The organism is Haloarcula terrestris (assembly GCF_031624315.1).
Classification (GTDB): Archaea; Halobacteriota; Halobacteria; order Halobacteriales; family Haloarculaceae; genus Haloarcula; species Haloarcula terrestris.
On the sequence record NZ_JAMQOM010000002.1, the window covers coordinates 529,185 to 552,709 of the forward strand.

Here is a 23,525-nt window from a genome sequence, read left to right on the forward strand (position 1 = left end):
GCAATTCGGGGACGGGAAGCCAACGATTCGAAAATGCCCGTAAGCGCGTGCATGACGGTTGTCTGACGGTGTGCAAGATTTATGATTGTGTAGATTGAAGGGTCAGTATCATGACTATCAACCCGCGCGACTACGACCTTGACGAGTTACGGAAGATGGCTCGCCAGCGGGGGAACGGGGTGAGCGACGAGGACGTTCCGGACCCGGCAAACCTCGACATGGGGCTGGACGACGCCGACGAGGACGTGCTTGCGGGGAGTTCCTTTCGCTCCGGGCTCTACCGCGAACTGCTGCCGTTCCTCGGCGGTGAGTCCCAGGAGAAGCCCTATCTCGGAACCCTTCCCGAAACGTACGCCGCGGAGTTCGTGATCTTCGAGTGGCTGGAGTTCCTCTTGATGCACTCCGGCTATCAGGGAGCCGACGAGGCGCTCGATTACTACCGCTCTATCGACTGGATCACAGAGGACGTACAGGACGACCTCTCGGATTACTTGCTTGGCATCGACGAGTCCGCGACCAACGACGACAACGAACTGAGCGTCGACGACCACATGCTGAGTCTCGTCTACGTCGCGAAGCTCACCGCGATGACGTAACCTTCGTTCTCAGCAACAATTTTTCGTTTCGAATCCCTGATAGCAACGGGTTTCGACGGTGACTCCCCGAGGGGGCGGCTATCAGTCCTGATTATCGAGGAGAGAATATATACCGGCCGGTCGACAAACACGACCGTATATGAGTGACGACGATGCGGACGACGGAACCGGGTCCGAATCGGACGCCGGTGTGTCGTCAAGCGGCGCTGCCGCTGTCCCGGTTGGGGTCAAACTCGGAAGTACCCGGACCGTCATCGCCCTGCCGGGCGAACACGGCACGGAGAACCGAATCATCAAGACACTGACGTGCATGGCCACGTACGAGGATGCACTGACCGGCGAGGAGAAGGTCCTTTACGGCGAGGAAGCGGCCCGCGAGTATCCGGACCGCGTCGAGTACATGCTTCGGTCGGGGCTCCCTGAAGACGCTGACCGGGCCGAGATGACCAAGACGTTCTTCGAGGCGATCATCGAGGAGCACGACATCCCGGCAAATAGCGGCGTCGTGTACGCTATCCCGACCATCGACAATCCGACCGGGCTGGAGAACCTGCAAAACGTCATCGAGAACTCCTCGATCGGGCTGGAACTCGTCGAGAGCTATCCGGAGTCGCTGTGTGGCTCTATCCCGGCCTTCGGCGACGATCTCGAAGCTATCGACGAGATCTTCGTCGCTGTCAACATGGGATCGACGAACCTCGAAGCCTCCGCGTACCGACGGGGCGAGCAGTTGTCTCCGTTCACGACGGGCGCAGTCACCGGCAACGAAGTCGACCGGATGATCGCCAACTACGTCGAGGAGGAAACCCAGGGCCGTGTCAACATCGACAATCAGACCGCCCGCGAATACAAGGAGGAACACGCCGACTTCGTCGATTTCGAGCCGTTCACGGACATCATCCAGCAGCCAGGCGGCGGCTCACACGAGTTCACCATCGAGCGCTCGGTGATGGACGCGGTCAATGAGTACCTCGACGACGCCGTCGACGAACTGGCGAACACGTTCCTGCCGGAGCTGGCAAACGACTACATGAAGGTGTACCAGCTAGCGCTGGACCGGCCCATCGCCATCACCGGCGGTATGGCCTGTATCCCCGGTATCGTCGACGAGTTCGAGAAGCGACTCAGCGCGGAACTGAACCGCGACATCGAAGTCATCGCCGCCGACGAACCGGATATCGCTCCGACTATCGGGGCACAGCGAATCGCGGCGCGCCTCGTGGACACTAACTAGGGGTTCCGCCAGCAGTCCAGCCACCGCTCGATGACGGGTTCGGACTGGGCCATCTTGTGCTCGGAGTCGTTCGATAGCAGTTCGAACACGTCGGTATCGATTCCGAGGCGGAACGTATGGGCCGAAACCCCCCCACCCTGTCGGTCCCGAGACGGTTGGCCGCCAAGACGGATACGTGGCATGTGGCCAGCTACGGCAGCATGATACCTAAAGCCAAGTCAGACAGCCGTCTGCCGGTCGACGGACAGGCCCGCGTGACCATGGCCGAATCGGTGGTCTGGCCCCATGTGGATCTCTGCCAGATCCTCCTTCGAGATATTAATTTACCCATCCAGTATCAGAATAGATAAGTGAATATCAAGTCATAGAACCTATTCTATCCAGATAATGGGAAATATTATCAATTTAGATAATTTAGAGGGCGGGCCGCCGGACGTGCTCACCGGTACCGGCTCGGGCGGGCTCCTTTCGTCGGGGTATCTCCACGACGGGCCTGCGCTGGCAGCCATCGACGACGCGGAGACACCGCGGTTCGTCCTCACAAGTAGCAAGCACGGCATCGAAATCGGGGCACCAGATTCGAACGAGACGATTCAGCCGGGGCGCAGGTACCGCATGATCGGCGTCGTAACGGACAGGCGGCTCCTGTTGTTGGTGGGCAACAGCGATGGCGACACGCAGTTCGCCATCCCGCACGTGGAGATCGACCAGATAGCGGGCGACCGGTCGCTGGGACACGGCGTGATCACGTTCCGCCGGTGTGGCGACACGGAGTGGCGTGTCCACTGTGGCAAGCAGGGCCTCGTCGATCTGACGGCGTACCTCTCACACGCGTCCCAGGCGTGGGTCCGCGTCGAGAACATTCTGGACGAGGTCAAACGGCTGCTCGTCACGGCGACCGAACAGCGCGATCGGGGTGACCACGAGGGGGCACTGGAGACGGTGCTTGAGGCCGAAGACCGCCTCGACGCGGCCGGTGAGACGGCCACCGAATTCGGACCACCCGGGGATGCGAACGCGCTCGAAAGACGGGTCACGACAGTGCGGGAGCGGTACGTCGCGACGCTCGCGGAGGTCCGCCGGAGCCGCGCCCGGCGGGCGGTCGACACCGGCGAGCAACGCTGGCGGCGGGACGACTTCGAGACGGCGTACGACGCCTACGAGGCGGCGCGAGCGGAGTACGAGGCGATATTTTCGCTCCCGGCGGCATCCGTTCCAGATCTCGCTGACATCCGCGGAGAGCGGGACCGGCTTGCTGCCGTCATCGAGGACCTCGAACGGTCGCCGCTGCGCACTGCGGTCGAAGCCGACAACGAGGCCGTCGCGGCGGAAGACCCCGAGATCGCAGCCGACCACTGGGCCGAGGCGCTCGAAGCCTACCGCGAGGTCCTGGAACTCGACTGGGGTGCGGACGAACGACGGTTCGCCGGCGATCCCGAGAAGGTCCGGGACCGGTTGGGGGCCGTCGCGGAGAACCTCGTCGCCGCCCGGCGGACGGTTGGGACGGACGCGATGGAGGCCGGGGACTGGTACGCCGACGCCGGCCAGCCCGACGCCGCGCTGGAAGAGTACGAGACGGCGCGGTCGGCGTTCCAAACCGCGTTAGCGGCTGCCAGGGACTGCTATGCGGACGCCACCGATCACCTGGAAGCGGACCTCGGTGCCGTCGAACAGCGACTCTCGCGAACGGCGGCCAGACTCGACGGCGAACGCGTCGATGTGGACGACCGCTTCGACGACACCGAGCCGATGCCGGACATCGATCTGACGCCTGCCGACGAACGCTCGCCGTCCCCGGCCGATACGACCGCTCTCACAGACACCGAGGACAATTCCGACGGGACCGATCCGAAAATCGATCCAGCGGGGCGCGGCGGTTCGTAGTCCACCCTCGTCCTCATCTCTCGGGAACGGTCCATTCGCCTCTCACTCTCGGCAGAAACCGTCCAGCGATAGCTCCGTTGCCACTGCACGGGACTGTCACCCACCCCATGTGAGAGTGTGGCACAATCTGGGCGTTGCAGGCCCTTTCCGACCGGACCCGACTATGGGCGGGAGAAAGTTTATATTCTTTAGTTAAATATATACAATTATAATGAACTGCTCCAACTGCGGCACGCGGATGTCATACAACGACCAGACGACAAAGCTCACGGAGTTCGTCTGCCCCAGTTGCCACGAAACCGTCATCGACTGGAAGGCCGAGGCCCGCAACGCCCGCGTTCACTGATCGGTTCCCCTTTTTCACCGGTACGCTCGCTCTCAGCCAGTGCTCCGTCCAGTGCCCGTAGCGTCTCGGTTTGGGCCGTTTCACGGAGCGTCCCGCTTCTGCGATAGCCTGTGAGTGCCACTCAGTAGACCTACCGACTGGACTGCTACAAGATCGTGCATGTTCGTTCAGAAACGATTGCCGAATATTTTTATATTTCAGGAGAGGATAACGGAGCAATGGCAAATTCGCTACGCATCGGCTGTCTCTACGTCGACTCCTGTACGGACGAACAGGCGGCGGCGTACGACTGGTGCCAGGAGACGGTCGGTGCCGTCGAGCGATGCGCACTCTCGTCGGTCGACCCGACCGAGTACGATGTCCTCTGGTGGCATCGGGACGAACTGTTCGACGAGCGAGTGCTAGATAGCGCGCCGGAACTGGCCGCATACGTGCGGGATGGCGGGTCGCTCCTGTTGACACTGAGCGCGATGGCCGCCGTCGAGCCGCTGGGGTTCGAGGCGGTCGCGCCCGACGCCGTCGGCTGGGAGGAGATCACCGAACCGACCGGCCACCTCTGGCAGGCGCTGTACGCCGACCACCCGATCCACGCGGACTACGACACCCTCCGCGTGCACACCCGCGGCGCCGGCGTGACGATTCCCTACGCGAGATACGAGTCCATCGCGCCCCAGTCCGGGGACGTGCTCGCGAGTACGGTCCGAGGTGACACTGACCTCGTCAAGCAGATGGCGGCCGTGTCCTGGGAGCCCGGTAACGGGCAGGTGCTGGGCATCGGCTCCTCGGTGGCGTTCGCCCAGCCGACCCACGACGTGTGCCGGGGCAACCGCGAGACGCTCATCGAGAACGCACTACAGTTCCTGGCGACGGACGAGCGACACCAGCTGACCGGCCGCCCGAAGGACATCGACACGTTCGGGCAGTTGCGCGAACGGCTCGCTGACGACCCGCATCGCCCCACCTTCCACGTGACGCCGCCGGCGAACTGGCTCAACGATCCGAACGGCCTCATCCACTGGAACGGGCGCTATCACCTGTTTTACCAGTACAACCCGGTCGGCCCGTTCCACAACACGATCCACTGGGGCCACGCCGTCAGCGACGATCTCGTCCACTGGGAGGACCGCCCGGTCGCGCTGACACCCTCGCCCGACGGCCCGGACCGGGACGGCTGCTGGTCGGGCTGTGCGGTTGACGACGACGGCGTCCCGACCGTGCTGTACACGGGCGGCCGCGACAAGCGACAGCTCCCCTGTATCGCCACCGCCGCGGACGACGACCTCACGGCATGGGACAAGGACCCTGACAACCCCATCATCGAAGAGCTCCCGTCCGAACCGGAGGTACTCCGGACCGAGGACTGGGAGGGAGAGTTCCGGGACCACTGCGTCTGGCGCGAGGACGGGACCTGGTACCAGCTCATCGGGGCCGGCATAGAGGGCGGCGGCGGGGCGGCGCTGCTGTACGAGTCCTCGGATCTCCGGGACTGGGAGTACCGCGGTCCCATCCTCGCCGGCGACCGCGACACTGCCGGGACCGTCTGGGAGTGCCCGGAACTGCTCGATTTCGGCGACCGACAGCTCCTCCACGTCTCGAACTACGAGGACGTGGTGTATTTCCTCGGGACTTACGACGACGGCGAGTTCGATGTCGACCGCCGCGACAAGCTTGACCACGGCGACTTCTACGCCCCGCAGTCGATGTGGACCGACGACGGCCGCATCCTGACCTGGGGGTGGCTCCCCGAGGCCCGCGACGTGAGCGGCCAGTGGGACGCCGGCTGGTCCGGCGCGATGTCGCTGCCCCGAGAGCTGTCTCTGGCCGACGACGGCGGCCTCTGCCAGCGGCCGGCCCCCGAACTCACCGAGCTACGCGGCGAGAACACCAGCTACGACGTACTGCGACTGGGCTCCGGCGACACCGAGCAGTTGCCGGTCGAGAGCCGGTCGTTCGAGCTTCGCGCCACGGTCCGGCTGGAGGACGCCGAAGCCATCGAGCTGTCTGTCCTCGAATCGCCGGACGGTGAGGAGCGGACGCCGATCCGATACACCTACGAGAGCGAAATCGCCGTCGACCGGTCGGCGTCGAGCACTGACCCCCGGGCGACCGGCGATACCCAGACGATGCGAGTCCGACCATACGACGCGCCCCTGTCGCTGCGTGTCTTCGTCGACGGGAGCGTCGTCGAGGTGTTTGCCAACGAGCGCCACTGCCTGACCAGCCGGGTGTATCCGACCCGCGAGGACGCGACCGGCATCTCGCTGTCGGCCGACGGCGGCCGCGCCACTATTGCGTCGCTCGACATCTGGGAACTGGATCGGGTCTGGTAGGCGGTCATCGGCCGCGGAGGACTCGAAAATACCCCTTTTGCGGTTGTTACTACGATTCAGTTTCGTTCCGCGTGTCGTAACTCCCGGAACCGGTATCGTCGCGTTTCCCGCGCCGGATCAGTTCCCGGTCCGTCAGCGGGAGCGTCTCGCCAACCATCGGGATGTGCCAGTGTCCCAGCGTTCCGATAATGCGCGTCCGACTCCCCTCGACATCGAGTCGGAGCGTCGGCCCGAGCGAGCCGCCGAACCGGCGCATCTGCTCGGACTCGGACAGATGGGCGATCTCGTCCAGCGTCTCGCCGTCGAAGTCGTAGTAATTGAAGAAGCTCTGGACCAGCACCTCCTCGCCGTGGGGGAAGGCCATCCACGAGTAGGACTGGAACGGCGCGTTCTCGGGGTTGGTGGCGACGAGGCCGGACTCGTTCAGCGGGACGTACTCGCCCCGGAGGTCTTCGGCGACGAAGCCATACAGCGCGTCGAAGCCCTCCAAGTCCGGCGCGAACGTGTGGAGGTGGCTGGAGATGAACAGGTAGTACAGGCCGTCCCGGTACACGATGTGCGGGCGTTCGAGTTCCTGATTGACGCCGACAGCGTCCAGCAGCGGGTCTTCCAGGTCCCACTCCAGCGGGTCGCCCGTCGGCGAGCGCGCGATACCGACGCTCCCGTTGAACTCCTGTAGTGCGGCGTCGCCACCGCAGACATCGCTCCCTTCCGGGACCGGCGTGTTCGCCTCGAACAGGAGCCAGGTCTCGCCCGTCTCGGGGTCCTCGAAGAACCACGGGTCGCGGAAGGTGTATATCATCCCACGGGACTGGTCCTCTCGCTCGTAGCGGTCGCCGTCGGGCTGGAGCAGTTCGTGGTGGGTCCACGGCCCCGAGAGCTCGAACCCGTCGGTCATGTCGATGCTGCCGCCGCTCGCGCCGACGATACGCTGTGCGTAGGTCAGGTCTTCAGCGCCCTCCTCGCCCGCAGCAGTATAAAAGAGATAGACGCTGCCGTCGTCGTCGTGCAGTGCGGACCCGGCCCACTGGCGCTGGCCCAGGGCGTCTTCGAACACCGGGCCGGCGTTGTGCCAGTTTCGCCCGTCGTCGGAGTAGAAACAGCGGATGGTCGCCACGTCGTGACGCTTGCCCGGTAACAGGTCCGATGGGGCGGTCAGGGAGAAACAGACCCGGTAGCCGTCGACATCGGCCAGCGTGCCGTCGCGGTTGCGGAGAAACCAGGTGTCCCAGATGTGGACCTCCGGGATCTGGTCGGTCGCTGGCGGGTAGACGATAGGGGCGATGGTGTCGTCGGTCCGCTCGATCCGACGCGCCTGTTCGCGTGTCCAACCGGCGCGGGCCCCCGTTCCGGGACGGCCCTCACCGAGCGACTCGTTTGCCATACCCCACGTTGGGCCGAGCAGGGGTATAAATGTTATTAGCGGGGTACTACGGCTGTTGTATGTAAATTATACAGTACGTACGCCCCGCCGACACACTGACAGCGACACCCGACGAACTCCGTCAGAACAGACAGAGCAGACCGCTACTCGCCGGAGTCCTCACTCCGATTGACGCCCTCCGGCCCGGTGATTTCGAGTGGCCGGACCCACTCGTACCAGATGAAGACGACACCGAGGCCGTACCCCAGCGCCCAGGCGGCACTCCCGATCCAGGGGTAGCCGAGCGTGCTAAACCCCCAGTTTGCCAGGCCCGGGAGGATGATCGCTGCGACGACCGTCAGCGTCAACGTCACCGCGTCCCGGCCGTTCACGGTTGCGTCCTCCCCGTCGCTAGCGCGTTCATACTCACTCTTTCGGCGCGGACACTCCTGAGTCTGTCGAAACACCGAACCGTAACGGGTCCGGATCTGACGCCGTAGCCGTCCCATTTTTATCATCGTATGCCCTACCCCGGATGTCGGGAATGTCTCAGAACCACACAGACCGGTCGTCTTCGGAAGACATCGAGTGGTGCTACGATGCCGTCCATCGTGTGTCGCGGACGTTTAGTCTCACAATTTCGGAACTCAACGAACCGATGGCCCGGGACATCTGCCTGGGCTATCTTCTCTGCCGCGTGGCTGACACGGTCGAGGACGCCGGTCACCTCCCTCCAGCGGTGCAGACCGAACTCCTGCAGACGTACAGCCGCTCGCTTGAACCCTCCAGCGGGACGACTGTGTCGTCGTTCCACGACGCCGTCGAGGAGTGGATTCCCGCGACGACGAACGCGGACTGGGAAGTCGTCGAGAACGCGGGCCGCATCGTCGACGTGTTCCACACCCTCGACGACCACTCCACCCAGTCCATCCGCGGGCCGGTCCGGGAACTCGTCGACGGGATGGCGATGTTCGTCGACCGCTACGCCGACGCGGGCGGGCTTCGAATCAAGACGCTGGACGAACTCGAAGAGTACTGCTGGTACGCCGCCGGCACCGTCGGCACGCTGGTGACCGGGCTGGTCTCTCACGAGGCCACCGACGAGCAGGTCGCCCAGATGGAGGAAAACGCCCGCTCGTTTGCCCTCCTGCTCCAGCTCGTCAACGTCGCCAAGGACGCCGCGACGGACATGGAAGAGGAGAACAACGTCTACCTCCCGCTGGAACTGCTCCACGAGCAGGGCCTGGACCACAGCGACGTAAGCGACACCGACAACGTCGAATCGCTGGTCCCCGTCATCGAGCAGGTCACCGAACGAGCGGAGGGGTACCTCGACGACGCGCAGGCGTGGCTCGAAGCCATGCCGGAGACCCGCGGGAACACGCTTTCTGCGTGGGCGATCCCGTTTCTGTTGGCTGTCGGTACGATTCGGGAACTCCGCGAACGGCCTGCCGATGTCATCGAGCAGGGCAACGTCAAAATCTCCCGCGAGGAAGTCCACTCCGTGACACAGCAGTTCGGTGACGACGGGAACCCGTCGATCGGGGAGTTACGGGCCAAGATCCGCCAGCAGCCGCTTCACGAGTACTGACGACCACCAGAGACATTCCCATTTTGCGGTCGCGTTCCCGGCTCGGTTTTCGCTCCACGCACGCGAACAGACGCCCCCGCCGTTGCCGCGAATACCGATTACTCCGGGTCGCGTGCGTCGTACTGCTGCACGATCTCGCGGAGCCACCAGAGCTTCAGCCCGTTCATCGCCAGCGTGGCGATTGCGGCACTGACCGGGCGGCGACGCCAGGCAGCCCACAGGGCGAAAACCGACGCCAGCGCGCCGCCGGTGTTGCAGATATTCGGGTACTCGAGTCCCATCGTTCCGTTGCCCTGCTCCCCGAGCCACCACCGCTCTGCCAGCACGGCGCGGGTCATCCAGGCGTCCTCGGTCTCCGGCGACGCGAACAGGATCGGATTAATGACCGTCCACAGCAGCGCCGCGGCCAGGAGCCGCCAGCGGCGCTGATACACCGCGTACACGATGACAGCGCCGGTAGGCACGCGCGACCAGCCGCTCCTGGGATTCGAGTGGCGGGTCCAGAACCAGTCCTGTACGCTGTCCGGTAGTGGTGCTGTCATGTTATCTTATCAATCGTGCTAGAGGATAACACTGCCGCCGGGTGCTGTGGCCCGGAGCGGCGGCCCCGACCTGATCGTTCGGGGACAGAACACTCATGTCCGCCCTGTGTGAACGCCGCCTATGGCCACAGCGGCGTCGGGGCTCTCCGAGCCACAGGTACTCGCCCGGACGAAAGACCGGCTGTTCGCGGACCGTGAGGACGCCTACGTCGTCGCGGACACGCAGTTCGCCCAGCGGCGCTGGCTGGACGACACGCCCATCGAGGCGGCCGTACAGGCGACGCTCGCGCCGTTCAACCACGTCCGGGTCGGGACTGGCTATCCCGACCTCGTCGGCGTGCAAACGCTCTCGTCGGACCTGCTGTCCGTCGACCGCCTCGGCGACCGGCCGCCGCTGATCGCAGTCGAGGCGAAGGGCTACACCGGTGACGGTGCTGTCGACGCCCAACGCGGCATTGTCCAGGCCTACGACCGGCTCAACGAGGCCAACGTCGCCTTCATGACCGCACCCCGGAGCGGCATCTCCACCGCCGCGCGGACGATGGCCCGCGAGCTGAACGTCGGCGTGCTGGGCGTCGAATCCGACGGAACGGTTTCGGTCCTCGAACGGCCCCGCGTGGTGGGCCACGGGTCGATGGATGCCGCCTCAGCCATCCGATTTCAGGCCAGCGCTCAGGGCGTCGCCGACCAGAACTTCGGGCTCAACCATCCAAAAAACTACGTTGCGGTGCCGCTGGCCGTCCACCACGAGGGCGACGCACGGGACCTGCTTGCCACCCACGTCGTCGGGGCCGTCGACGGCGCTATTGCGGGCGCAGAATTCCTGAATCTGGTCGACGCCGGCCAGGGGTCGCTCACGCTGACGCCGCTGGGACGCGAGGTCGTCCGGTTCGCGCTTCGGACGGTCGGCGACCTCGACACCGCACTGAGGCGGTTCGCGGACTGGCAGCGCTCCCGCAAGCGGTTCATCGACATCGCGCCCCAGTGGGGCCAGCTCGTCCGCCGCGTCGTGTCCGACTACCCTGCCACGGAATTGCTCGTCGACGGGCTCTACGCCTGCCACCGGGACGGCTACGGCGCCCCGTCGCTCGTCGAGTTCGTCGAGTACCTCCACGCGCTCCACCCGGAGTTTACCGTCGAGCTGTTCCTCCGTGGCGACGAGACCGTTCGCCAGCGGGTACTGACCGGCGACGGTGAACTCCGCCGCTCGGAACTCGCCGACGGCAGCGTCTACCACTCACCTACCGTCTTCCAACTGAAGGCGATCTACTACCACGCCGGCATTCTGACCGACCGCGGCGCGGAGCCCTCGAATCTCGACCCCGAGCGCGACGAGTGGGCGCTGTGTGATCCGCTCGTGTAGCGGGGCTCGTCTGGCGGATTCGGCGACTATGCCGACGCATAATGCTGAAGCCTGGGTAGCCCTTAGACCAGTGTAATGGCTCGGACCCTGGAACTCCCCAACGGGGATGTTGTCTCGCCGGAGGACGTGTTCTGTTACAACGACTACCCCTACCGGCTCGTCTGGCTGGAGGACGACAGCCACGAGTTCGCGCTCTCGCCGCTGTACTGGGGCGACAGCGGGATGGACATCCCGTTTCGCGACCGGGAGGCGCTCGTCGACCAGTGGGAAGTCGATTCGAAGGGCCGGATGACCGCCGAGGAGTGGGCGGACTGGCTCGACGACGCGACGACGGACTCCCGCTACAGCGACGACGAAGTCACGTCGCTCGCGGCCGAACTCCCGACGGAGTGGGACCCCGAAGGTGGGGATTCGGACTCCGGCGGCGGCCTCCGGGACCGGCTCGGACTGTAAGCGCCGCCGAACTCTGAAAGGTATTAATCCGTTCGTCCTGCAACCTCAGGCATGGAACCCATCTGGCTCGCCGCCGGCGGGGCCGCCCTCGCTGTGGGCCTCGCTCTGGCGTTCGTGGTGAATCGCCGGGCATCGGACAGCAGCGCGTCGAAACGCGCTCACGAGGCCGCACAGGAGCGAGAACCGCCGGTCGAGCTCGGCGAAACCTACGAGTTCGGCATCACGGAATTCACCGACCACCACTCCGGTGACCGCGTCGCCGTCGGGAAAGTCGAGGGCTTTGTCCTGTTCACCGAGGACGTGCCGTCGTCGGTGTCGGCCGGTGACGTGATCCGCGCGAAGGTGCTGTCGTTCAACAGAGATCACACCTCTGCTGACGCCCGGTTCGTCGAACGCGCCTGAGCGAGGGCGGCGCTGTCACAGTGATAAACTGGGACGGGTTTCGTGGCCAGGGGCGACCCGTCAGTCCCGATTCGGATGGAGAAACCGATATGTGTCCACCACGATAAGACAGTAGCCATGAGCGAAACGGATGGGGCGAGTGCGAAACAGGACACCCGCGACGTGATTATGGAGGCCACGTTTCGGGCGCTGAGCAAGCACGGCTACAAGGACTTGCGGGTCCGCGACATCGGCGAGGAGATGGACATGTCCCGGCAGGTGATTCACTATCACTACGACGGCAAGTACGACCTCATCTCGTCGTTTCTGGCGTACATCATCGACCAGTACGAGGGCAGCGTCGAAGTCGACGACGAAACCGACCCACGCTCGGAGCTGGATACGCGGATCGACCGGTGTCTGTTCGGCCCGGAGTTCGATGATTTCTCACACTGGGACCGGATGAAAGTGTATCACGAACTGTACGCCTACGCTCAGAACGACGAGGAACACCGGGCGCTGTTCAACGAACACTACGACCGCCTTCGGGAAAGCATCGTCGCGGTCATCGAAGACGGCATCGAGCAGGGAGCGTTTCGCGATGTCGACGCCGAACTGATGGGCCAGCTCGTCACGGACGTGATTCACGCGGCCCGGGGTCGCCGGATCGCGCTCGGACACGAGGACGCCCCGGCGGAAGCCAAGCGAGCCATCGACGATTTCATTCTCGACTCGCTGTACCCGCGGCAGTAAGACGGTCGGATTCCGCAGTAACCGCGGTGAGAAGAGACCGTTAGACCGGGCTGATACCGATGCTGAGTGCCCACGTCCCGGTTGCGGACGCCGCAACGACGAGGGCTCCGCCCGCGAGTGTCACGTTCTTCAGGAAGCTGTTCAGCTCGTCCTGTCGGTCCTCATCCGGGACGGCCCAGAAGTCGTGCATCGCAACCGCTGAGACGACCAGGAACACCGCGAGGGCGACCGCCGCGACGACGGGGAAGACCCCCACGGTCACACCGATCCCGCCGAGGATGAGGAGGCCACCGGATGCGAGGACGGAGAATTTCGGCGCTGGGAGGCCCTTGTACTCGGCGTAGCCTGTCATCTGCTCGGTCTGTGTGAAGTGGCTCACCCCGGTGTACGCGAGGACACCGCCGAAGAGAACGCGGCCGACGACGAGCAACACGACGTTGAGTTCGGGTGCCATCACAAACGCACCACCGAGGCTGTACGATAGCTTTCAACGAAACGGATCGAGGGACTAGTGAAGTTCATTGGAATAGTAGATTCTGACCGCGTTGTTAGAGTTCCGGCACGTCCGACGGCATGTCGAAGTCGTGGTAGTACTCGCCTTTCTCCTTCGAGAGGATATCGAGAACGGCGGCTGCGCCGTCGCCGGCTGCGATGACTGCCTGCCACTTCTCCGCTCGCCCCATCGCACCGGTCGCGTACACGTTCTCAACGGACGTTTCCATGTCAACGTTCACGTCGACGACATCCTCATCAGTGAATTCACAGCCGAGGTCCTCCGCGAGACTGCGGTCGCCACCCGTTGCGAGGACGACGTAGTCCGCGGTGTACTCGTCGTCGTCGGTCGACAGGACGAACCCGTCGTCGGTCTGTTCGATGCCGGTGACCGCCGTTTCGTGCAGCGTCGCACCTCGGTCGCGGGCCTGCCCGCGAGCGATCGTGAGGAACTCCTCGCCACTAATGGACCGCACGGCGGGGTAATTGAACAGGTGTGCCTTGTGCATCCACGACTCGTCCGTGTCGAAGGCAATCGTTTCGAGGTCGTTTTTCGCCGCGTACTGTGCCGCACTCAGGCCGGCGGGGCCACCGCCGACAACTGCTACGTCTGCCATGTCTCACAGCACGGACCGCCGGTAAAAGAGTCTTACCATTTGGTAAAATTGGTCGAGTTGCCGAAACGGCGGAGCGCCAAGTAGCCAGGATTTCCACCTGCTATTTGGAGTCAGGTGGCTCTACTCGTTTACAGGACGTACGGCCCGCGCTGTCGAATCGGCTCCCCGTGTGGGCGGCCTGAGACGGCGACGACACGGAACGACTCATCGCTCCGGAGTGTCACTGACCCTCCGTCAGTGACCGGCAGCACATCACCGGCAGTGAAGGCCTGCCCCGCGACCGTTCCGTCGCCGGCGACACCGTAGAGGAACCCCGACCACTCGTCGGGCACCGTCCACGTCCACGCGTCCGCCACGGTAACGTCCAGATACTCCATCGGCGTATGGAGGCTGATCGGTGACCCATCGCCGATAACCGTCGTAACCGTCGCGCCGTCGCGTTCCTCCGTTGGTAGTTCGTCTGCTGTCGCATCGACGTAGTCTGGGTCCGCGTCTTTCTCCGCCTCCGGCAGATTCACCCAGAGCTGCAGCCCGGTACAGGCCTGCCCGTCCGCGGGGAACTCGGAGTGACGGATCCCGCTCCCGGTCGTGATTCGCATCGCGTCGTTCTCGTAGGCGGTGTTTGTGACGCCGAGCGAATCTTCGTGTTCCATACCGCCTTCGATCATGTACGAGACGATCTCGAACCCCCGGTGGGGATGCATCGGAAACCCCTTGTCGGGGTCGATATAGAACTGCTCGAACAGGACGAACGGGTCCAGATTATTCGGATAGCTATCCGTCGGAAACGCACGGTTCGAGTTCACACCCGTCCCGTGCTGGACCATCTCGCCAGCAATCGGCCTGTCGGCCGACGCCCGTGACTCGTTCTCGGTCATATCTCCCCTTGTTTACCGAGCGGTAAAAGCTATCGGGAGTACGGTGCAACTGCTCGCTGGCCCTGGTTCGGTGGCGCTACTGCTTCCTCCCGGTGTAAATGCAGCCCTTGCTGGAGCAACGTCTACCGTCGTGGTATACTGTCCTTCACAAACGTGCAGTGAGCGGATGGGTTGGGGCGTGATTCTCACCGAAGAAAGACTCGCTTCGCTCGTCTTTCTGGGTTCAGAATCCGACGATCCATTTCTGATTTCACAGACTCCTCGCGGTGCTCGTCGGTGCGAGAAATCAGAAATGGGTTGGGGCGGATTCGAACCGCCTCCCTTCTGGCGATTGTGCCAACCAAGAGGAAAACCAATGACACAATCGCTCGAACCAATCGTACCAGAGGAAGCGGTAGACCAATACCTCAAATCACGGAGCCAAGACGCTACGGAAAGCACCATCCAGAACCATCGCTACAGGCTGAAACACTTCCTGAAGTGGTGTGACCACGCTTCAATCGAGAACCTGAACGAACTGTCTGGCCGTGACTGCGAGAACTACAAGAACTGGCGCATTGATCAAGGTGAAGTGGCGGATATAACCCTTGAGCAACAGCTACGTACCTTCAGAGTGTTTCTCCGATACTGCGAATCCATCGAAGCAATAGAGACAGGCATCTCGGAAAAGCTCATCATCCCAAAAGTCTCGAAGGGAGAGGCAGTTCGGGATGATGCAATCACCCACGAGGAAGCGTGTGCCATCCGCGATCATCTTCGGAAGTACGAGTATGCCTCGAAGGAACACGTCATCTTCTCTCTGCTATACCACACGGGGATGCGAAGAGGGGCCTGTGTCTCGCTCGATGTGGGAGACTGGTACTCTGATGAGGAGTATATCGAGGTACAACATCGGCCTGATGCGAGTGTCAGCACGCCCCTGAAACTGAAGCAGGAGGGTGAGCGGAATCTCTCGATCCTCGATGCTGGCCTCTCTGAAGCGATAGATGACTACCTCTCCCATAACCGCATTCCTCATACCGAGCCTGATGGAAGAGAGCCGCTGTTTACCACATCGAATGGTCGTATCTCAGGCAACGCCTTACAATCCACCATCTACAAATTGACGCGCCCCTGTTACTATAGGAAAGATTGCCCTCACAACAGGGATATGGAGATGTGTGAGGCAACAGAGGCGGCTAACTACCCCTCCTGTCCGTCGAGTGTGAGTCCACATCCGATACGTCGGAGTGCGATTATGCACCATCTCAATTCAGACGTGAGTAAGTCGATTGCCTCCGAGCGGATGGCCGTCTCCGTCGATACGCTTGAAGAGCATTACGATGCTCGTTCAAGAGAGGAAAAGCGGAAGGCTCGTCAGAGTGAGCTAAGTAATCTCTGAGGTCAACTCCCGATCTCATCCCCTCGCGGGTCAAGAGAATTTAACGAGATACGAGTAGCTAATAAGCGAAGTTCTGTACTGTTACTTTGCTACTGGAATTCCCCTACCGAGCAGGGAAAGTCAGAGAATCCGGCCACTCGAATTCATTTTTCAGTTCGAGCTTTGTTGTCCCTCGACCGTCTCCATCGACCTCGGTGAAATCTGCGATTCCGAGCGTATCCATCAGCTTCATCCGTTTAATCGCAGTCGGCTTGCTCACACCGAGAGCATCTTGTGACTCGCTTCGAGTGAGTTGACCATTGTTGCTCGGATTGAGTAACGCTCTAACGAGAGGACGTCGCTTGTCTGGCATCGTACTGAGTGCCACACGAGCGCTTGCTACCACATTGGTAACGTCGACTTCTTTCTCTCCGGTGATGAGTGCCCGTCCTTTCGCTATCTCACGAAGAACTGCGCCGATACGGTGAGCGTCCTCTTGGCTCACCGAAGGCGTCTCCCCACCAGACCTCTCGGTGACTGTGGCACGAGAGAATTTAACGATGTTTGCGAGATACGGAATAGCCTTTTCAGCATCCTCAGAGGAGCTAATCTCGTCGTCAGGAATACTCCCGTATCCGCCGTGTTCGTTCCATAGCCGATGAACGAACGACTGTATTTTCTGCCTGCACTCAGCGACTTTCTCCTCGTAGCTCGATTCACCGAAGAGGTTGTTCCTGAGTGTCTCTTGGTCATCGGGCCGTGGCTCCTTGTGATAGAACACGAACCGATAGCCAGCGTTGCCCATCACGTCCCACGCACGGGACTTGAGCGGAGTCGACGCTCCGATGAAGGAGAACCGAAAGTCACCCTCGTAGCCACGCTTACCGTGTGAACCACTATCACGGGTCAGGCCTTCTCCATCCATCAGATGCGTCATCCGCGACATCGTCGTGCGGATGCTCTCTCTGTCTCCAGAGAACCACGTCTCCATATCGTGGCAGAGAAGTGTCTTGTGCTTGATTCGAGGCAGTAGGTCAACTTCTTTCAGCCGTTCTTCGGACAGTGAAGCATCGTGCGTCACGAACGAGGCTGGAGTGACTTCGTCGCTCCGATAGAACTGTTCGTCAAGCCCCTCGAAGAACTTGAGAGCCGTCGTCTTTCCTGCACCCGACTGACCTACCACGATTAGGCCAGCACAGTTCTGCACACCACCAACAAATAGCGTTGCGTGAGTCGAGAGAATCGCTTCGGTGAGATGCCACTGCGCCTCGTCAAAATTCTTAACGACCGTCTCTCGAACGTCTGCCAGCGTGACGTCGTCCTCCAACTCTACGCTTTGGCGATTATCTGCTATCGAATCACATCGCTTGCACCTCTCGAAGAAGGCTTCTAACTCATCCTGTCGACGCTGGACGGCAGGCGATGAGTCCAACGCTTTGCCCGTGATGGGAACGATGCTCCCAACTGAAGACACCTCTACTTCCTCTGTGTCGATAGCATCGTCGGGAACCTCTCCTTCAGCCAACAGGAGAACATCGTCTCCACTGGGGCTGATTTCCGTGTAAGAGTCGATGGAGTCAATGACCTCCTTGGCCCAGTCCTCGATACTCGGGTTATGCGAGGAGCCTTCTACTGCATCGAGTAAACGGACAGCGACCAACTCATCGTCGAGGACGAGCGCTATCCCGTCGTGTCCTTCTGTCTCGAAGCTGTGTTTCGCTTCGTTGAGGGATGTTGCGTCGTTGAGAGAGACTGCTGACTCACCCGATTCGGGGGCTACCGCTTGCTTCTCACCGTTATCGCTCTGCCAGCAAATCCAACGCTGGAGGGTTTGTATCTCGGTGGGTAGCCTCTGCGTCGTGATGGCAGACCCATCGATACGAACATCGGTACTACTCATCGTGGGACACCACCGACTGACTGCGAGTGTTCTGCGAACGAGACAGCTTCCGCTCTTGGAATGAATTGCTTCGGCTCATTGTGTTATTGACGCCCAGCTTGTTTTCGTCGGGGCGTGCCTATTACTACGAGAGATTGGAACATAAAGGTATCGTAACTGACTATAATCCTGATACCATAATCTGCCGCTCCTTCCTCCTACGATTATCGAATACACAGAATTTCTGAGTGCCCGAAATCGACCTAAATGGGGCCTGTAATGGATGAATACAAAGTATCAAGAATAGATAGTATGGCCCCAACTCGTTAAATATTCTTTAGCTATGAGGGACGATATTATCAGAATTATATCATATACTGGGGGCGTAGATTTTGATCGTAAGGGTGTATTGCAGACAACAGTGGAGGAATGGTTGTGACGTGCATCGGGTATATTAGCATTCTGGTGTTTCGTACCGATATTGGGTAATCAGCAGGTCTTGATGTAGGACTGCCTATTAGCCTGACGGCATTTCTGCTGTGGAATTGATGGCGATGAGCGCAAGGAATCTCCAGTCCCGCGCTTGTTTTCTATAAAAAGAAAAGCGCTATTCTGCGAGGAACCAAATGAGCGAATTGCCAGCCATCTTCGATTCAATTTTACCGGCTTCTTCGAGCGATTTGAGCCGCCGATATGCATTATCTGAGGAGCAGTCTACCCCTCCTGCAACTCACCCGTTGACGCGGGAGAAGATTGCTTAACGAGCGTGTTCAATGGCTGTTTGAACACAAACCTGCTATTATATTTTATCCAGGAGCTTTTGCTTCTTCTCTTCAAATTCTTCTTCAGATAGTATACCTTCATCGTGCAGATCTTTTATGTTTTTTAATTGTTCTGTTGGATCAGGCGCAGAATCTGAACTGGTTTCGAGAGACGGTTTTTGAGCCGATTTCATTTTCTGTCGGATATATTTCATTGCTTTTTTTGCTTCAGCTTCGTCCAGCACTTGCATCTCATAAGTCGCTCCTCCTGCCCTGATTTGTAGCTCCTCTATCAACATACCCTTCTCAAAGCTGACACCGTCTATTGAATGATATTCAATGCTTCGCGTATCATTCCCTGAAATCCTTTGCACAATTACAACTAATACACGTTCATCAGTGACTACCGTATAAACATTTTTACCACTTTTATACTCATCATCACTCCCGTACGTAATTTCCAGTGTTCCGCCACGGAGAATGTGTTGAGGCGTCTCACCTGCGCTAAGATAATTATTCACTTTGGTTAAATAATCAGAATCAGAAGCTCCGCCTTCTGGAGACAAAATTTCTCTGGTGAGGAACTGGTTAGCTTTATCAATATCTTTGCTGTCAAAAGCATTCACAATGTTCAAATCAATTAGATATCTACCTTGTTGAATATTTGAACTTTCTGGATTAGAGATTGAAATTGCTTCTTTGATTATCTCTTCTGATTCAATAGTTACAGAAATCCTGTGCTTCATACGGGCCGATTTACATTCGAAACCAATAATCGAATCAAACGGAAGACTCAGTGACGCATCTGCTTCGTTTTCTCTTCCAACCACAACCAATACTCTTTCATCAGTGATACAGTAGATTGCATTTCCATCAAGGACGAAAGATGAACCACCAGCTTCAGATGAAATTTCAACTTTTTGATTATCTGGGTAAAATATATAATTAGGTTGCTCGGCTTCGTTTAGATAATCAATCAATGGCTGATCATATAGCTTCGCCCCTTTCCTTCCAGTAAATCCTGATGAGTCAAGATCAGTTAAGCGCGCTTCATTTACGGAGTTATGATCTGCATTATCTATGAGTTTTCCAATTTCTCCCTCTGGACCATCACTGCGAAACAATCCCATATATCTACGTACCAGTTATTTACTATGAAGGTTGGGGTTATAATCAATCATCCATCAGTAAGAACGACAAGGGTGAGCATTCTATCCGCGTAGATCAAGGATTCTTAATGACCGGTCATAATTAAGGTAGTGTGAGTGTTTCCGCTATACTGGAACGACTGGCAGATGACTTTGCCTCAGCAGTACCCGCCGTCGACAACAAAGCCGATCACGACCGTTGGCAGGCGGGTATCGGCCCCTTCGAGGAGGAGAATCAGATTGAGATGCTTCGAGAGGAAATGGATGAAGACACCAGTTACTTCATCAAGACTGAGGAGCCGTATCTTGATGGAGGGCAACGGGCAGACGTCTTCATCGAAAGTGCAGACACAAAGCTTCCAGTTGAGGCGAAGCTCCTCCGATTCCGATACGACAACGGAAACATTGACCCTAATAGTTTTGCGAAGGTTTTCAGCCCATTCCCTGAGAGGACGACGTCTACCCTACTCACTGATGCTCGAAAGCTCTATGACGCGGGCTTTGCCGAGAATGGTGGACTCCTCGGGCTCTACTACGAGCCAGTTGACGAGTCATACGAGCGGATGAGTCCTGAAGCAATTGCGGAGAAGTTCTGCCTCGACGTCGACTACTGGTACGACTTCGAGGTTGAGACGAGAAGCGTAGCTCACTTTGATGGACTACGTCATCCCATTCACCAACAGGGGGCTGTGATTACGTGGGAGATTACAGGATGAGCAGAGAGATCGGGCTTGTCAGTTGCGTCAAGACCAAACGGGATGAACCGGTCACCCCAAAGGACCTCTACACATCGCCCTACTTCGAGAAGATGCGAGCCTACGCAGAGCGGTTTCACGATGATTGGTGGATTCTCTCGGCAAAGTACGGACTCCTCGATCCAGATGGGGAAGCTATCGCACCATACGATGAGACACTCTCTGGTGCGAGAGTAGTCAAAAAGAGAGAGTGGGCTGAACGAGTTGCCGAAGAGATGGAGCAAGAGGGTCTTCTCTCGGGTGACGTTACTCTCGTCTTTCACGCGGGCAAAGACTACTACGAGGAATTGCTCCCCCTGATCAAAAGCAGAGACGTGACTATTGAGATCCCGACCGAGGGTTTAGGAATCGGAGAGAAGCAAAGCTGGTACAAGGAGCGACTATGACGACAAAGGAGAACATCTGGCAGGAGTGGACTGGAGAATACGTCGAAACGAAGAATCCAATTCCCCTCTTCGAGACTGATGATGATCTCAACGCTCACTTCAAAAACTACGGGAAAGATGACCGTCGAATCCTGAAGCGGAGTGAGGAGATGGAAGCTCTCGTTCGAGAGGAGGGACGGAAGGTGATCAACGATTGGTCTACTTCTGACGACACCTACGACGGTCTGATTTACCTAATGTACTGGCTGGAGGGTGATGACGTCGTCCCTCTCTACGTAGGGAAGGCTGGCAAATACGGAAGAGATGGGGAGGCATTGAGTGCAAATCTGAAAGGCCTTCGTGGAAGGAGTACCGGAAAATTTGCCAGATGGGGAGACGGTCACGCCTACCATATCGGGGATCTAAGCGCAATCATATTCGACCACGACAAGAACCAGAAGCAAAAGTATCAGAAGTGGGCAAATCAACTCTTCAACGAAAACAGAGAACTCCACCGACCCACGTACTTCTGGGCGAAGGCGTGGCAGAAGGACGACGTCGGCCTATACCACGATTTCGAGGTTCCCCTTGAACAACTCGAATACCAGATTATCGGGCTAATCTCCGACCTCTATCCAGAGACGTTGTTGAACGATGAGGGTGCGTGAGTGTCCACGCGGGTCAAGGAAATTTAACGACCTCGCGCTAACTGATCCCTTGATCGTTAAGATTCCTTAGCCCACTGAACCGTCGGAACATTTAGCACCTTTGCACGAGTATTTCCTTTTGGTACAATCGCCATACGTGGCTACGGTGAGAAGGAGCCAGCAACTCGCTTGACTTCTTCTCCTCTCCCTGAAGTGGCTCTCACTGCGGGAACCACTGAATCGAGCCCTGAAGATACGGCTTGCAGTCCTTTGCGACCGTCAGGGAGCAAAATGGGTTGGGGCGGATTCGAACCGCCGACTTCCTCCGTGTGAAGGAGGTATCATAACCGAACTAGATCACCAACCCGATCCAATCGCTTCTATTCGAGCGCATCCCTTAAGAATTGCTTTCCGGCTACGCTTCCGTCTCTTCCTTGCCGCGGTAGTCGCCGATCTTCCCGCGGGCGTCAGCGATCGCTTCCTCGGCTTCGCCTTCGGCTTTCTCCTGCAGTTCTTTCAGGTCGGCCTTGACGGCCTCCAGTCGGCTGGGTTCTGGTTCCTGTTCTTTCCCGGTGAGTTCGCGGAAGCGCTCTTCGACCGGTTCGAGTTCCTCTTTCACGCCTTTGGTGGCGGTCTTGCCGGCGCGCTTCAGGTAGTACCGTGCGTCTTCGAAGTGTTTGTTCATATCTGTCCCTACGCGAAGGACGAATATATCTCTTGTGCCCGAAAAACGATGGAAAGCCCCAGCTAATCAAGGGAGGGCGAGCGTCCACGCAAGTAAACGCACAGCGCGGGTACGAACTGTTTTGCGCGACCATCTGCAACAAGGGGACATGTTCACACGGGTGTCGATTCCGACGCCGTTCCAGATCGGGGCAGTCAACGCATACATCGCGCGACGAACGCTCGTCGACCCGGGACCTGACAGCGAGGAGGCGTGGTCGCGTCTGGTCGAGGCGCTTGAGGCCCGCGAACTCTCACCGGCCGACATCGAACAAGTCCTGGTCACCCACCCGCACCCGGACCATTTCGGCATGGCGAACCGGTTCGCCGAGCGGGGGGCTCGTGTCGTCGCCAGCGAGCCGGCAGCGGAGATCATGCGTGATTTCGCGGCGCAACTGCACGCCGAGCAGTCGTACTTCGCGGACTTCTTCGAGCGCTGTGGGGTCTCTCGTGAGACTGCCGAGACGGTGACGCAGTTGCCGGAGGCGTTCCTGCCCTACGCCCAGAGCGTCGACACCGATCGTGTGCTGGCCTCGGGGGATTCTGTCACCGTCGACGATACCGAACTGACGGTCGACACTGTCGAAGGCCACGCCGCCGGCGAGATACTCTTCTCGTACGACGTTCAGGGCCGTCGTGAAGCGCTCGTCGGCGACAACGTACTGGGCGACATCACACCGAACCCGTTCCTCCAGATACCCGACGAGAGCGGGACGCGCCCGCGGATACTGCCGGCGTTCAACGAATCGCTTCGGTGGCTCCGCGAGCAGGGCCACGACCGCTTTCTCACCGGTCACCGCGAGCCAGTCGAGTCACCACGCGAGCGTATCGACGACATCCTCGCTGAACACGACCAGCGCACCACAGAAGTCGCTGATATCGTCTCCGGCGGGGTGACGACACCAAGCGACGTGATGACGGCGCTGTTTGGCGACCTGCCGGCCACTGAGTACTTCGCCGGGATGAGCGAGGCCGTCGGTCATCTAGACGTACTCGAAGTCACTGGGCGCGTTGAGAAACGCGAGAGCGGCGGCGTGTTCGTCTACGAGTCGGTGTAAAAACGA

Annotated in this window: 25 protein-coding genes and 1 tRNA gene; 15 read left to right on the forward strand and 11 right to left on the reverse strand. The window is 59.7% G+C overall.

Features of this window, described 5'->3' with window-relative positions; genetic code table 11:
- Positions 1 to 110 precede the first annotated feature (110 nt).
- Together NDI54_RS06670 and NDI54_RS06675 are read left to right on the forward strand one after the other, a co-directional pair.
- Complete coding sequence (locus tag NDI54_RS06670) at positions 111 to 596, forward strand: FlaD/FlaE family flagellar protein (RefSeq protein ID WP_310895679.1); 486 nt, start codon at positions 111 to 113, stop codon at positions 594 to 596.
- Positions 597 to 735: 139 nt separating this feature from the next.
- A complete protein-coding gene (locus tag NDI54_RS06675; RefSeq protein ID WP_310895680.1) occupies positions 736 to 1,830 on the forward strand; it encodes a hypothetical protein in 1,095 nt (364 codons plus the stop codon).
- Here the strand turns inward: NDI54_RS06675 and NDI54_RS06680 are convergent.
- Positions 1,827 to 2,012, reverse strand: a complete 186-nt coding sequence (locus NDI54_RS06680) for a hypothetical protein (protein WP_310895681.1) — start codon at positions 2,010 to 2,012, stop codon at positions 1,827 to 1,829. The genes NDI54_RS06675 and NDI54_RS06680 overlap by 4 nt on opposite strands.
- A gap of 205 nt (positions 2,013 to 2,217) precedes the next feature.
- Between NDI54_RS06680 and NDI54_RS06685 the strand changes: the two genes are divergently transcribed.
- The 3 genes from NDI54_RS06685 (at position 2,218) to NDI54_RS06695 (ending at position 6,390) form a co-directional block, all read left to right on the forward strand.
- The gene (locus NDI54_RS06685) at positions 2,218 to 3,714 is read left to right on the forward strand and encodes a hypothetical protein (RefSeq protein ID WP_310895682.1); all 1,497 of its coding nucleotides are present in this window, start codon (positions 2,218 to 2,220) and stop codon (positions 3,712 to 3,714) included.
- A 211-nt stretch (positions 3,715 to 3,925) separates the two neighbouring features.
- Complete coding sequence (locus tag NDI54_RS06690; protein WP_310895683.1) at positions 3,926 to 4,060, forward strand: hypothetical protein; 135 nt, start codon at positions 3,926 to 3,928, stop codon at positions 4,058 to 4,060.
- A gap of 218 nt (positions 4,061 to 4,278) precedes the next feature.
- Positions 4,279 to 6,390 carry a GH32 C-terminal domain-containing protein gene (locus NDI54_RS06695; RefSeq protein WP_310895684.1) on the forward strand — a complete coding sequence of 704 codons (2,112 nt, stop codon included), beginning with the start codon at positions 4,279 to 4,281 and terminating at the stop codon, positions 6,388 to 6,390.
- Positions 6,391 to 6,439: 49 nt separating this feature from the next.
- Here the strand turns inward: NDI54_RS06695 and NDI54_RS06700 are convergent, their stop codons facing one another.
- Positions 6,440 to 7,774 (reverse strand): glycoside hydrolase family 68 protein, encoded by a 1,335-nt coding sequence (locus NDI54_RS06700; protein WP_310895685.1) that lies wholly within the window; start codon positions 7,772 to 7,774, stop codon positions 6,440 to 6,442.
- A gap of 143 nt (positions 7,775 to 7,917) precedes the next feature.
- On the reverse strand, positions 7,918 to 8,145 hold the full coding sequence (locus NDI54_RS06705) for a hypothetical protein (RefSeq protein WP_310895686.1): 228 nt from the start codon (positions 8,143 to 8,145) through the stop codon (positions 7,918 to 7,920).
- 152 nt (positions 8,146 to 8,297) lie between these two features.
- On the opposite strand from NDI54_RS06705, the gene NDI54_RS06710 reads away from it, so the two are divergent.
- Complete coding sequence (locus NDI54_RS06710) at positions 8,298 to 9,344, forward strand: phytoene/squalene synthase family protein (protein WP_310895687.1); 1,047 nt, start codon at positions 8,298 to 8,300, stop codon at positions 9,342 to 9,344.
- 98 nt (positions 9,345 to 9,442) lie between these two features.
- Here NDI54_RS06710 and NDI54_RS06715 read toward each other — a convergent pair whose 3' ends face one another.
- On the reverse strand, positions 9,443 to 9,886 hold the full coding sequence (locus NDI54_RS06715) for a DUF6653 family protein (protein WP_310895688.1): 444 nt from the start codon (positions 9,884 to 9,886) through the stop codon (positions 9,443 to 9,445).
- A gap of 121 nt (positions 9,887 to 10,007) precedes the next feature.
- On the opposite strand from NDI54_RS06715, the gene NDI54_RS06720 reads away from it, so the two are divergent.
- The 4 genes from NDI54_RS06720 (at position 10,008) to NDI54_RS06735 (ending at position 12,836) form a co-directional block, all read left to right on the forward strand.
- Complete coding sequence (locus tag NDI54_RS06720; RefSeq protein ID WP_310895689.1) at positions 10,008 to 11,249, forward strand: hypothetical protein; 1,242 nt, start codon at positions 10,008 to 10,010, stop codon at positions 11,247 to 11,249.
- Positions 11,250 to 11,324: 75 nt separating this feature from the next.
- A complete protein-coding gene (locus NDI54_RS06725) occupies positions 11,325 to 11,702 on the forward strand; it encodes a hypothetical protein (RefSeq protein ID WP_310895690.1) in 378 nt (125 codons plus the stop codon).
- A 51-nt stretch (positions 11,703 to 11,753) separates the two neighbouring features.
- Positions 11,754 to 12,104: a TRAM domain-containing protein gene (locus tag NDI54_RS06730; RefSeq protein WP_310895691.1), complete on the forward strand. Its 351-nt coding sequence runs from the start codon at positions 11,754 to 11,756 to the stop codon at positions 12,102 to 12,104.
- Positions 12,105 to 12,221: 117 nt separating this feature from the next.
- Positions 12,222 to 12,836, forward strand: a complete 615-nt coding sequence (locus tag NDI54_RS06735; RefSeq protein WP_310895692.1) for a TetR/AcrR family transcriptional regulator — start codon at positions 12,222 to 12,224, stop codon at positions 12,834 to 12,836.
- Positions 12,837 to 12,876: 40 nt separating this feature from the next.
- On the opposite strand, the gene NDI54_RS06740 is transcribed toward NDI54_RS06735, so the two are convergent.
- The 3 genes from NDI54_RS06740 to NDI54_RS06750 form a co-directional block, all read right to left on the reverse strand.
- Positions 12,877 to 13,290: a DoxX family membrane protein gene (locus NDI54_RS06740; protein ID WP_310895693.1), complete on the reverse strand. Its 414-nt coding sequence runs from the start codon at positions 13,288 to 13,290 to the stop codon at positions 12,877 to 12,879.
- A 94-nt stretch (positions 13,291 to 13,384) separates the two neighbouring features.
- Positions 13,385 to 13,945 (reverse strand): NAD(P)/FAD-dependent oxidoreductase, encoded by a 561-nt coding sequence (locus NDI54_RS06745; protein ID WP_310895694.1) that lies wholly within the window; start codon positions 13,943 to 13,945, stop codon positions 13,385 to 13,387.
- Positions 13,946 to 14,073: 128 nt separating this feature from the next.
- On the reverse strand, positions 14,074 to 14,823 hold the full coding sequence (locus tag NDI54_RS06750; RefSeq protein ID WP_310895695.1) for a pirin family protein: 750 nt from the start codon (positions 14,821 to 14,823) through the stop codon (positions 14,074 to 14,076).
- A gap of 355 nt (positions 14,824 to 15,178) precedes the next feature.
- Between NDI54_RS06750 and NDI54_RS06755 the strand changes: the two genes are divergently transcribed.
- A complete protein-coding gene (locus tag NDI54_RS06755) occupies positions 15,179 to 16,204 on the forward strand; it encodes a tyrosine-type recombinase/integrase (protein WP_310895696.1) in 1,026 nt (341 codons plus the stop codon).
- Positions 16,205 to 16,307: 103 nt separating this feature from the next.
- Here the strand turns inward: NDI54_RS06755 and NDI54_RS06760 are convergent, their stop codons facing one another.
- Together NDI54_RS06760 and NDI54_RS06765 are read right to left on the reverse strand one after the other, a co-directional pair.
- Complete coding sequence (locus NDI54_RS06760; RefSeq protein ID WP_310895697.1) at positions 16,308 to 18,083, reverse strand: hypothetical protein; 1,776 nt, start codon at positions 18,081 to 18,083, stop codon at positions 16,308 to 16,310.
- Positions 18,084 to 18,861: 778 nt separating this feature from the next.
- Positions 18,862 to 19,953, reverse strand: coding sequence for a PH domain-containing protein (locus NDI54_RS06765; protein WP_310895698.1), 1,092 nt, complete (start codon positions 19,951 to 19,953; stop codon positions 18,862 to 18,864).
- 131 nt (positions 19,954 to 20,084) lie between these two features.
- On the opposite strand from NDI54_RS06765, the gene NDI54_RS06770 reads away from it, so the two are divergent.
- Genes NDI54_RS06770 through NDI54_RS06780 form a run of 3 tightly spaced genes read left to right on the forward strand, consistent with a single transcriptional unit; the run spans position 20,085 to position 21,759 of the window.
- Entirely contained in the window at positions 20,085 to 20,687 is a 603-nt protein-coding gene (locus NDI54_RS06770) for a transcriptional regulator (protein ID WP_310895699.1), read from the forward strand.
- Positions 20,684 to 21,112, forward strand: coding sequence for a DUF6884 domain-containing protein (locus tag NDI54_RS06775; RefSeq protein ID WP_310895700.1), 429 nt, complete (start codon positions 20,684 to 20,686; stop codon positions 21,110 to 21,112). Before NDI54_RS06770 ends, NDI54_RS06775 begins: the two co-directional genes overlap by 4 nt.
- Positions 21,109 to 21,759 carry a hypothetical protein gene (locus tag NDI54_RS06780; protein ID WP_310895701.1) on the forward strand — a complete coding sequence of 217 codons (651 nt, stop codon included), beginning with the start codon at positions 21,109 to 21,111 and terminating at the stop codon, positions 21,757 to 21,759. Before NDI54_RS06775 ends, NDI54_RS06780 begins: the two co-directional genes overlap by 4 nt.
- Positions 21,760 to 22,030: 271 nt before the next feature.
- On the opposite strand, the gene NDI54_RS06785 is transcribed toward NDI54_RS06780, so the two are convergent.
- Together NDI54_RS06785 and NDI54_RS06790 are read right to left on the reverse strand one after the other, a co-directional pair.
- Positions 22,031 to 22,105, reverse strand: a tRNA-Val gene (locus NDI54_RS06785).
- A 48-nt stretch (positions 22,106 to 22,153) separates the two neighbouring features.
- Positions 22,154 to 22,423 carry a DUF7553 family protein gene (locus NDI54_RS06790; RefSeq protein ID WP_310895702.1) on the reverse strand — a complete coding sequence of 90 codons (270 nt, stop codon included), beginning with the start codon at positions 22,421 to 22,423 and terminating at the stop codon, positions 22,154 to 22,156.
- A 148-nt stretch (positions 22,424 to 22,571) separates the two neighbouring features.
- Here NDI54_RS06790 and NDI54_RS06795 point away from each other — a divergent pair, with 148 nt between their 5' ends.
- The gene (locus tag NDI54_RS06795; RefSeq protein WP_310895703.1) at positions 22,572 to 23,519 is read left to right on the forward strand and encodes an MBL fold metallo-hydrolase; all 948 of its coding nucleotides are present in this window, start codon (positions 22,572 to 22,574) and stop codon (positions 23,517 to 23,519) included.
- The last annotated feature ends 6 nt before the right edge of the window (positions 23,520 to 23,525 follow it).

Coding starts and splice junctions, on each gene's coding strand:
- NDI54_RS06790 (WP_310895702.1), bottom strand. CDS start 22,423: ATGAACAAACACTTCGAAGACGCACGGTACTACCTGAAGCGCGCCGGC.
- NDI54_RS06675 (WP_310895680.1), top strand. CDS start 736: ATGAGTGACGACGATGCGGACGACGGAACCGGGTCCGAATCGGACGCC.
- NDI54_RS06765 (WP_310895698.1), bottom strand. CDS start 19,953: ATGGGATTGTTTCGCAGTGATGGTCCAGAGGGAGAAATTGGAAAACTC.
- NDI54_RS06695 (WP_310895684.1), top strand. CDS start 4,279: ATGGCAAATTCGCTACGCATCGGCTGTCTCTACGTCGACTCCTGTACG.
- NDI54_RS06745 (WP_310895694.1), bottom strand. CDS start 13,945: ATGGCAGACGTAGCAGTTGTCGGCGGTGGCCCCGCCGGCCTGAGTGCG.
- NDI54_RS06750 (WP_310895695.1), bottom strand. CDS start 14,823: ATGACCGAGAACGAGTCACGGGCGTCGGCCGACAGGCCGATTGCTGGC.
- NDI54_RS06685 (WP_310895682.1), top strand. CDS start 2,218: ATGGGAAATATTATCAATTTAGATAATTTAGAGGGCGGGCCGCCGGAC.
- NDI54_RS06795 (WP_310895703.1), top strand. CDS start 22,572: ATGTTCACACGGGTGTCGATTCCGACGCCGTTCCAGATCGGGGCAGTC.
- NDI54_RS06690 (WP_310895683.1), top strand. CDS start 3,926: ATGAACTGCTCCAACTGCGGCACGCGGATGTCATACAACGACCAGACG.
- NDI54_RS06710 (WP_310895687.1), top strand. CDS start 8,298: ATGTCTCAGAACCACACAGACCGGTCGTCTTCGGAAGACATCGAGTGG.
- NDI54_RS06735 (WP_310895692.1), top strand. CDS start 12,222: ATGAGCGAAACGGATGGGGCGAGTGCGAAACAGGACACCCGCGACGTG.
- NDI54_RS06670 (WP_310895679.1), top strand. CDS start 111: ATGACTATCAACCCGCGCGACTACGACCTTGACGAGTTACGGAAGATG.
- NDI54_RS06715 (WP_310895688.1), bottom strand. CDS start 9,886: ATGACAGCACCACTACCGGACAGCGTACAGGACTGGTTCTGGACCCGC.
- NDI54_RS06780 (WP_310895701.1), top strand. CDS start 21,109: ATGACGACAAAGGAGAACATCTGGCAGGAGTGGACTGGAGAATACGTC.
- NDI54_RS06700 (WP_310895685.1), bottom strand. CDS start 7,774: ATGGCAAACGAGTCGCTCGGTGAGGGCCGTCCCGGAACGGGGGCCCGC.
- NDI54_RS06720 (WP_310895689.1), top strand. CDS start 10,008: ATGGCCACAGCGGCGTCGGGGCTCTCCGAGCCACAGGTACTCGCCCGG.
- NDI54_RS06775 (WP_310895700.1), top strand. CDS start 20,684: ATGAGCAGAGAGATCGGGCTTGTCAGTTGCGTCAAGACCAAACGGGAT.
- NDI54_RS06760 (WP_310895697.1), bottom strand. CDS start 18,083: ATGAGTAGTACCGATGTTCGTATCGATGGGTCTGCCATCACGACGCAG.
- NDI54_RS06740 (WP_310895693.1), bottom strand. CDS start 13,290: ATGGCACCCGAACTCAACGTCGTGTTGCTCGTCGTCGGCCGCGTTCTC.
- NDI54_RS06730 (WP_310895691.1), top strand. CDS start 11,754: ATGGAACCCATCTGGCTCGCCGCCGGCGGGGCCGCCCTCGCTGTGGGC.
- NDI54_RS06725 (WP_310895690.1), top strand. CDS start 11,325: ATGGCTCGGACCCTGGAACTCCCCAACGGGGATGTTGTCTCGCCGGAG.
- NDI54_RS06680 (WP_310895681.1), bottom strand. CDS start 2,012: ATGCCACGTATCCGTCTTGGCGGCCAACCGTCTCGGGACCGACAGGGT.
- NDI54_RS06755 (WP_310895696.1), top strand. CDS start 15,179: ATGACACAATCGCTCGAACCAATCGTACCAGAGGAAGCGGTAGACCAA.